Annotated in this window: 8 protein-coding genes and 1 pseudogene; 5 read left to right on the top strand and 4 right to left on the bottom strand. The window is 64.7% G+C overall.

Going from position 1 to position 7,833, the window contains the following annotated elements:
- Window positions 1–489, bottom strand: a pseudogene (locus AC1DYI_RS21220) (fused MFS/spermidine synthase); the annotation flags it as partial.
- Entirely contained in the window at window positions 482–1,069 is a 588-nt protein-coding gene (locus AC1DYI_RS21215) for a putative 2OG-Fe(II) oxygenase (protein WP_477206117.1), read from the bottom strand. The pseudogene AC1DYI_RS21220 and the gene AC1DYI_RS21215, both read right to left, overlap by 8 nt.
- Before the next feature lie 195 nt (window positions 1,070–1,264).
- Between AC1DYI_RS21215 and AC1DYI_RS21210 the strand changes: the two genes are divergently transcribed.
- The 3 genes from AC1DYI_RS21210 to AC1DYI_RS21200 all read left to right on the top strand — a co-directional run bounded on the left by AC1DYI_RS21210 (window position 1,265) and on the right by AC1DYI_RS21200 (window position 3,194).
- Entirely contained in the window at window positions 1,265–1,636 is a 372-nt protein-coding gene (locus AC1DYI_RS21210; RefSeq protein ID WP_477206116.1) for a hypothetical protein, read from the top strand.
- A 223-nt stretch (window positions 1,637–1,859) separates the two neighbouring features.
- Window positions 1,860–2,534 (top strand): lectin-like protein, encoded by a 675-nt coding sequence (locus tag AC1DYI_RS21205; protein ID WP_477206115.1) that lies wholly within the window; start codon window positions 1,860–1,862, stop codon window positions 2,532–2,534.
- A gap of 288 nt (window positions 2,535–2,822) precedes the next feature.
- Entirely contained in the window at window positions 2,823–3,194 is a 372-nt protein-coding gene (locus AC1DYI_RS21200; protein ID WP_477206114.1) for a response regulator, read from the top strand.
- Window positions 3,195–3,214: 20 nt separating this feature from the next.
- On the opposite strand, the gene AC1DYI_RS21195 is transcribed toward AC1DYI_RS21200, so the two are convergent.
- On the bottom strand, window positions 3,215–4,777 hold the full coding sequence (locus AC1DYI_RS21195; protein ID WP_477206113.1) for a Tle-like phospholipase domain-containing protein: 1,563 nt from the start codon (window positions 4,775–4,777) through the stop codon (window positions 3,215–3,217).
- Window positions 4,778–5,215: 438 nt separating this feature from the next.
- A complete protein-coding gene (locus AC1DYI_RS21190) occupies window positions 5,216–5,590 on the bottom strand; it encodes a hypothetical protein (protein ID WP_477206112.1) in 375 nt (124 codons plus the stop codon).
- A gap of 120 nt (window positions 5,591–5,710) precedes the next feature.
- On the opposite strand from AC1DYI_RS21190, the gene AC1DYI_RS21185 reads away from it, so the two are divergent.
- Together AC1DYI_RS21185 and AC1DYI_RS21180 are read left to right on the top strand one after the other, a co-directional pair.
- Window positions 5,711–6,847 carry a M64 family metallopeptidase gene (locus AC1DYI_RS21185; protein WP_477206111.1) on the top strand — a complete coding sequence of 379 codons (1,137 nt, stop codon included), beginning with the start codon at window positions 5,711–5,713 and terminating at the stop codon, window positions 6,845–6,847.
- Between the two features lie 124 nt (window positions 6,848–6,971).
- Window positions 6,972–7,833, top strand: an 862-nt coding sequence (locus tag AC1DYI_RS21180; protein WP_477206110.1) for a helix-turn-helix domain-containing protein, incomplete at its 3' end; no start/stop codon positions are given.

The following is a 7,833-nucleotide window of genomic DNA, read 5'->3' as shown; positions in this document are numbered from 1 at the left end:
GTACAGGGCGGCCCACGAGCGATCATTCGGCGGCCCGCTACTCAGCGAGGTCAGGACACGCTGCATCGCAGGCAGCGTGGCGCCCATCGCCATGGTGGCCGGCAGCAGCAGGACGAAACAGCCAAAGGCTACGAGCCAATGCTGACTGTCGGCCGCCTGCAGCGCGATCAGCGACTGCAGCCTGGCGCCCATCAACGGCATGAGTGCGATCAGCAGAAGGCCCCACAGGCCGATCGCCGCCTCGCATGCTGCGTACCAAACACCTGGGCGCGTGCTGCGCTCGATGCGGCCCGCCAGCAGCCACGATCCCGCGGCCAGGCCGCCGAAGAAAGCCGCCACGACGGCCATGACCGCCGGCGTCTCATGGCCCAGCCAGAGCGCCAACTGCTGTGTCCAGATGATCTGGTAGCCCAGGCCAGCGAATCCCGAAGCGGCCATCAGGCCCAGGGCTGCCGGGTGGCGCCCTTGCTCGCGTATGTCTTCAGCCACTGAACGAGATGCCGTAGCCCCAGGACTCCAGCCGTGACGGGATGGCATTCAATGCCAGCGTGATGCGCCGAGCCCCCTTGTTGGGTGGTACGGCGTGCATGAGGTAGCTGGGAAACAGCAGCAAATCGCCCGGACTCGGCGGCGGGCTGACCCATTTGTCAGCGCAGAACTCGCCGGGTGTGGATCCGGCATGGTCGTTCTTGAAACAGAAATCGGTCCCCCCGGGCGATTTCATGAACACAGTCTGCGACTCAGCGTGTGTGGTCGTCAGATAGGCCACGCCGGAGACGAAGCTGTTGGCGTGGTTGTGCATGGCCTGCCGGCCACCGGTGTCCAGCACGTTGACCCACATCTCCTTGACGGACCATCCCAACCGTTGGCCGAAGATCAGCGTGCCGAAATCTGCCAACCTCGGGGTCACGCCTGCGGCCACATCCACCAGCAGTGGGCTGTCGGACGGCTGCAGCATGCGGGTGTGCGAGAGCTTGTCCGAAGAGTTGTTCTCCTGCATCGCCAGAGAACTGAAGTGCTCCACCAAACCGGCCACCAGGCTGGCGTCCAACGCCCCTGGGATGCGCATGACAGGAACTGGAAACAGACCGAAAACTTCAGGAGCAGCCGATGCCATCGTGCGAGCTTGCGCGACTATTGCGACAAGCGGATGACCGCGATGGCAGCCCGCCATCAGGCTTCACGCGCGCGACATGCGTTGGCTGCACCATCTGAGGCTCTATGCCTCAGCGATCCCATGATGTCGTCCACCCGTGCCTTGTCGTTGTTGTCGCTCGCGCTCTGCGCCACCCCCACCCATGCCGAAGAGCCGGCGGCGTGTCAGGAACACAAGCTCTTCGGCGATGAACGCCGCTTCGAGTGCACGATCGAGTCGACAGCGGGTAGCGCGCCGCCTCGATTCGTCGCGCTTTTCAGCGGCGGTCATGACGACACGATGGCCGCGCTCAAGGTGCAGGTCGACGGCGCCGACAGCACATGCGGTGCGGGCAGCAAGCCCGAACTGATGGGCGAAGACGGCAACATCAGCTTGACGTGCCATCTGCCTGTCACCGGGCTGTCGTCCGGCCGGCACGCCATCGCCGTGCACCTGCGCTGGAGCCATGCGCTGTACGAGGGCTTCCGGCTCGAGCGCTGAGGCCCGGCTGATGCCGGCCGCCGTGAAGCGTCAGCTGGCATCAGCCGCGGAACATAAACGTTATTCAATTCATGCGCCGCGTCTTGACACGCCTTCGTTGACGTTGAGTTTGAACGTTAGACTTTGGCTCGTGCCAATCCAATCGGCAAACCCTTGCTGCTGGCTCGTCTGGAGGAGAACCATGAGACTGACTTCCGTCGATCGGGCCGCCGCTTTCTGCGCGATGACCCTGGCCCTTGCCGTCAACGCGCAAGCAGCCCCAGTCCTGAATCCGGCCAATGGTCACTACTACGACCTGGTGGACAACTCGGCGTTGAATTGGACGCAGGCGGCTGCCGACGCGCGCACTCGCCATCACCGGGGTTTTCAAGGACACCTCGTCACGATCACATCTGCCGAGGAGGACGCCTTCCTGATCGACACCTTCGGGGTGTCCCGCGTCGCAGGGCGGTGGATCGGCGGCTTCCAGAACGTGAACGCACCCGGCTACAGCGAGCCTGCAGGCGGATGGTCGTGGGTCACAGGCGAGCCCTGGTCCTACCAGCACTGGGCCGAGGGCGAGCCGAATRACTGGGGTGGTGGCGAGAACTGGCTGCAGATCTGGGACGCCGCCTCACCGAGCTGGAACGACATCCCGGACAACGTGGAAGTTGCGCACTCGACCGGCTACATCGTCGAATACGAGCGCAGCAACAACATCGGCGGCTCCGCTGTCAACACGGCCATCTGGCGGGTGCGTTGCCAGAACCTCACCACGGGTGAGACCAAACAGGCGAGCGTCAGCGGAACGTCGTGGGACTGTGGCGCCCTCGGCCTGTTCGTTTCCCGAGGCGACCACGTCAAGATGGAAATCACCGGCACGGCCAACGTGCCCTCCGGTCGAGGTTCCCGGAAGTAAGACGGAGCCCTTCTCGACGAAACCCCTGTCATCGGCCGGGCTGGTTGCCTCATGAGAGTGCGACCGTGCAGCAGAAGTGTGCAAACGTGCACCGTCAATTGTTGGCGTTCGCAGGGCGGCGGCGCTTGCCTTGGCGGTGCTCTGAGCGGGAAGATGGCAACCAGGCCTTGATGCATCTGGCGCCGACGATGGCGCCCTTGTCGGAACGGACTCGCCGCTCGACGAGGAGAAGGGTGGGCCATGTCGAACAGATCGAACTGCATCGCGAACAGCCGCGCCCGTCGCGTCATGGTCGTCGACGACGATCAGACGAATCTGCTCCTGGCTTCGGAGGTGGTCAGGATGTTTGGCGACGAGCCCATCGCCTGGAACAACTCGGCCGCGGCCTTCGAGGCCATCCTGCGCGACAGCGTCGACCTGATCTTCATGGACGTGCACATGCCCGGCATGAGCGGCCTCGAGCTGACACAGCTGATCCGCAAGCTTGAGCGTCAGCAAGGCAGACCCCGCACGCCGATCATTGCGCTGACCGCCAGCGCGATGATGGAAGAACAGGCGGAGTGCATCGCGCATGGCATGGACGACGTGATGACCAAGCCGTTCCAGTTCGAAGCCATCAAAGCCATGATCGACCGCTGGTGTGAAGCGGGGCCTCCATAGGGCCGGCGGCCGCCGTCAGATCACCACCAGTGCGGTGACAGCCCCTTGAGCCCGATGGGCACCAGGACCTTCGCCACGTCGACGGCCTTGTCGCCGAGGTCGGCGACTTTGTTGGTCGTCCAGTCGGCGGCCCCGCCGGCCGCGTCGAGGGCCACTTCGAGGCCGTCGCCGGCGACGTCGCTGCCCGCGCGTGTGAGGTTGCCGGCTTTCTCCACCGACCGTGCGGTGAAGTTCGTCAGCGGATCGGGCACGTGCAGCGTGTCGCCCAGATCGCGGATGGCGGCGCCGGCCTGGTCGGTGCCGTTGGTCACGGTACGGCCGGTGAAATCGCCGAAGTTGTCGACCAGCGCGCCGGAGGTCTGCAGCAAACCCTCCTGCACCTCGCCCCCCGCCCGCAGGAAGGCGAATTTGTCGCCGCCATGCAGGTCGCTTCGGATGTCGCTGCGCGTGTCGCCGCCGATCTGCAGCAGGTCGTTGAGTGAGCTCTTTACCGTGGTGCCGACATTGCCCACCTGCGACACGACGAAGCCACGCGTGTAGTCTGGCGTGCCGAGGAAGAGCACATCGAGCCCGCCCTTCATGTACGGGTTCTCGACCACGCCAGGCTTGAACTGGCCCTGTTTCATGAACTCGACATAACTCTGGCCGTCGCCAAATTGGCCGTGCACGTTGACGATGTTTTTCGGGTCCCGCCAGTTGCCCTTGGGGTCGTTCCACTGCGCATGCCACTTCGCGCCCAGCTGCGGCGGGATGCCGTTCTCGTCGGCGGTGGTCAGCACATCACCATCGACCGAGTAGCTGCGGATCTGCCCGTTGGTCTCGAAGGCGGCGCGGGCGTCGTTCGGGTTGGCGAAGCCGACGGAGCGAAGCGTCTCGTTGCTGACGCCGGCGGCATTGAAGGTCACTGCAGGCGCGCCGGTGGCGGCCGATGCGGTGGCCGCCAGGCCGCCACCCAGCGAGTGGCCCGTGAACGCGACGTTGCCGGGTCCGGCCAGCTGGTTCACGTTCTTGGCCAACGCGATGGCCTGGTTGTACTGCGCGTTGCTCATGCCGGCGCCTTGCTCCACGTCGGCCTTGATGTCACCGGACTCGTTCGTGACGGTGCCGGCGAAAGCGACGACGTAGTGGCCCTTGCCATCGGTGTAGATGCCGGAGGTCAGGCCGGTCTTCTCGTCGTGCAGCGTCTTCGGGTCGATCGCCAGCTTGCCGCCGTTGTCACTCTCGAGGGACTTGCCGTCTGCCGTAGGCACCAGCCGCTTCCAGCCAGCCGCGGCCAAGTCCGCCTCTGACTTGTTGCCGGTGCTGTAGTTGCCCTGCGCATCCTTCTGCGGCGTGTCGTAGACGTCGTTGGCCATCTGCGCAAACAGCAGGTCCCCGGATTGGGGCTGTGTGCCGCGCAGGCCCTGCGCAAACGTCTGATTGGCCTGGACGTTGGTGTTCGTGTTGGCGTTGGTGGACACCCCCACGAAGCGCGGGCCCTGGGTCGCCTGGGTGTTCACCGGCTGCGGCGGCGGCGGTGGGGGAGGGACGAAGGGTGGCTCGATGTAGTAGGACGAGCGTGCACCGTCGATGGCGGGGATCATGAGTACTCCTGACGTGTTATTCGAGTGAGTGCTCGGCGGCGCAGGCGACCCGGATCCGCAAGTCCAGCACAGCGAATCAAGCAGCAAGTCCGACGGGCTTCCATCTTCGGAAGCCCGGAATGCCTGCCGCAACTACGAGTGCGCGTAATGGGCCGCCTGTGAGCACCCCCGGCTCACTGGATGAGTCGATTCGGGTAGCGATTCATTCGAGGAAACGTGAACTTGGCCGATAGCTAGGGTTTGCACCAGCGCCCGTGCGCCCCGGTCGCAGCCTGGCAAGGCGGTTGACTTCTCAATTTCTGCGCGACTTTCAAAAAGCCGCTGCGACTTGACGGCGCACGGTCGACGAACCACGCGCGGCCCGGGGGCGCCTGACTACGATGCGACGCGGTCACGGATCCGATCGCCACCAATTGAGGAGAGACGGACATGCCACACCTATTTCCAGGCCTGCGCTGCGGCAGTTTGGCCATGAAGCTTTTTCTGCCAATAGCCGCCGTGCTGCTGAGCTGGCCAGCTCTCGCGCACGCCGACGATGCATTGATGCTTCGCGTCCGCCAGACACAAGCCGAGGGCATCAACAGTTATGAGCTGCTCGACGCAGTACGCGGGACCTTCCAGGTGCAGCCACCACTGGGTGAACCGCGGGCGGAGGATCTGGTCGTGGTCGGTCGGGACGGGCAGGGCCGCGAACTGTTTCGCCGGGCTGTTCGCAACCCGGTGAACCATCGTGCGGAGGTCTTCGATCCGGTCACCGGCCAGATCGAAACCGCGCGCGACATCCAACGCAGCAGCGGGGTCGTCGAAGTGCATGTGCCCAACGCAGCACGCTTGGCCACCGTTGATCTGTTCGAGCGTCCGGCCAAGGGCTCGAATCGCCAGGGCACGCCGGCGGCCGATCCAATGCCGTTGAAGCGCATTTCGCGCCAAGAATTGGACGCGGCGCTGCTCGCGCACAACTCGTCGCAGCCGCTGTCCACGAGTGCAAAACCGAGCGGTAGTGCGTGGCTCTGGTCGAGCGGCGCCACGAGCGCCCGGATGGACCTTGTATTGATTGGCGACGGCTACACCAGCGCCCAGATGAGCAAGTGGGCGGCAGACGCGAAGAAGGTGRCCGACGGCTTTCTGGCCGACCCGCTGTTCGCCAAGAACAAGAACCGAATGAACATCCTTCGCGTCGACATCGCGAGCCTCGATTCCGGCGTCACCGAAGGGGGTGTCACTCGCCGCACGGCGCTGGGCACCGTGGTGGGCTGCTACGACATGGCCCGTTTGGTCTGCGTGGACGAGACGCTCGTCTACAACGCCGTCGGCTCGATCACTCCGGCGGACGGGCGCGACGTCATCGTCGTCGTGGCCAACAGCCAGACCTATGGCGGTTCGGGTGGCAACGTCGGGGCGATGACGATGCATCCGCAGGCGATCGAGATTGGTCTGCACGAAATCGGCCACACGGCCTTTCAGTTGGCCGATGAATACGACACCGGAACGTGCGACACCTACAGCGAGCCGAGCGAGGCCAACGTGACGATGGCCACCACCAAGTCCACGGCCAAATGGGGTTCGCTGATCGCGTCAGGCACCGCCGTGCCCACGCCGCCAGGGTATTACGCCAACGGCACGGTGGGCCTTTTCGTCGGCGCCAGATACTGCACCAGTCGCGTCTATCGGCCGACAGAGAACTCGCGCATGCGCGCCTTGGGCCAGCCATGGCATGCGGTGAACGAACGCCGTGCCGATGCCGTATTTGCCTACTACTCGTCCAGCAACGTCACCGTGAGCGGGCAGTTGAGCGGCCAGGGCGCCATAGCCTATATGCCCGCGGGCGGCTCCCACTACAGCACCTACGGTGGCACCTTCAAAGTCTCGTCGACAGGGCCCAACAACGCGAACTTCAACCTGTTGCTCTACAAGTGGAACGGCAGCACCTGGGTGGTGGTGGCTCAGTCAGTCCAGCCAGGCAGCACCGAGTCCATCAGCTACGTTGGCACGTCCGGCTACTACCTTGCCGCCATCACCTCGGTCAGCGGCAGCGGTCAGTACACCGTGACTTACAGCTTTCCAAACTGAGGTCGGGCAAAGAGCAGGGGAGCGATGATGGGTTCGGCTGCCAGGCTGGCGACCGCGGCAGCTGAACAAAATTGACGCATTCGTGCTGTCACTCTGTCAAGCTTGTGAGCCCGAAAGGCGGTTCATGGACAGCACGGACACCCTGAAAGACTGGTTCCGCCGCAGCGGCGTGAGCGAGCCGCTGGACACATGCGTCGGCCCGCTGCCGCGCACTGGCGTCGCTTTGGCCCGATGGTCACGCCGACAGCCGAAGTCCGAACTGCAGACCATCTCGGCACACCCCGACTGCTATCGCATCGCCGTGATGCTCGAGCCGTTGGAGTCGCAAGTGTGGGTCGGTGACCGGCCCGTCTGGTGCGGCGTGATCGGCGCGGACCGCTTTCGCATCTGCCCGCCCGGTGCGGCCGGTCGCTGGCGGCAGCTGAGCGGCTGCGACATCGTGAACCTGTTCGTGCCGATGGCAACGGTGCAACAGTTGGCTGCGAACGGGGGGCTGCCGCCCGGCTATGGGCTCGCCAGCACGCTCTTCAAGTCAGACCATCAAGTCCTCGACCTGGTGTGGAAGCTGCTGAACGCGCAGGCGTCGGCCGGGCCGTTGACGCCGCAGTACTGCGATGGGTTGGTGACCGCGCTCTTGTGCCACTTGCTGGAGAACCATGCCTGCGCCGAACAGGCCGAGTCTTCTCGTGGCGGGCTCAGCGGCACGAGGTTGCGCAAGGTGCTGTCGTTCATGGCCGGCAACATCACGCGCGAGGTTCCCATCGCCGAGATGGCCGCGCTTTGCGGCATGAGCGAATCGCACTTCTCGCGCGAGTTCCATGCCGCAGCAGGCTTGCCGCCTCATCAATACGTGCTGCGGCTGCGCCTGGAGCGTGCGGCACAGGCGCTGTTGGATTCAAAGGCACCGATGGCAGACATCGCGCTGGACCACGGCTTCAGCAGCGCGAGCCACTTTTCGCGCGTGTTCGCACGGCGCTATGGTCAGC

Source organism: Ideonella sp. P3_A4, from assembly GCF_056403075.1.
This window is presented reverse-complemented; position numbering and strand designations above follow the sequence as displayed.

Bases quoted from the DNA above. Each gene is read 5' to 3' on its own strand.
- AC1DYI_RS21200 (WP_477206114.1), top strand. From the start codon at position 2,823: ATGGTCGTCGACGACGATCAGACGAATCTGCTCCTGGCTTCGGAGGTG.
- AC1DYI_RS21190 (WP_477206112.1), bottom strand. From the start codon at position 5,590: ATGCACTTCGACGACCCCGCTGCTGCGTTGGATGTCGCGCGCGGTTTC.
- AC1DYI_RS21195 (WP_477206113.1), bottom strand. From the start codon at position 4,777: ATGATCCCCGCCATCGACGGTGCACGCTCGTCCTACTACATCGAGCCA.
- AC1DYI_RS21215 (WP_477206117.1), bottom strand. From the start codon at position 1,069: ATGCGCATCCCAGGGGCGTTGGACGCCAGCCTGGTGGCCGGTTTGGTG.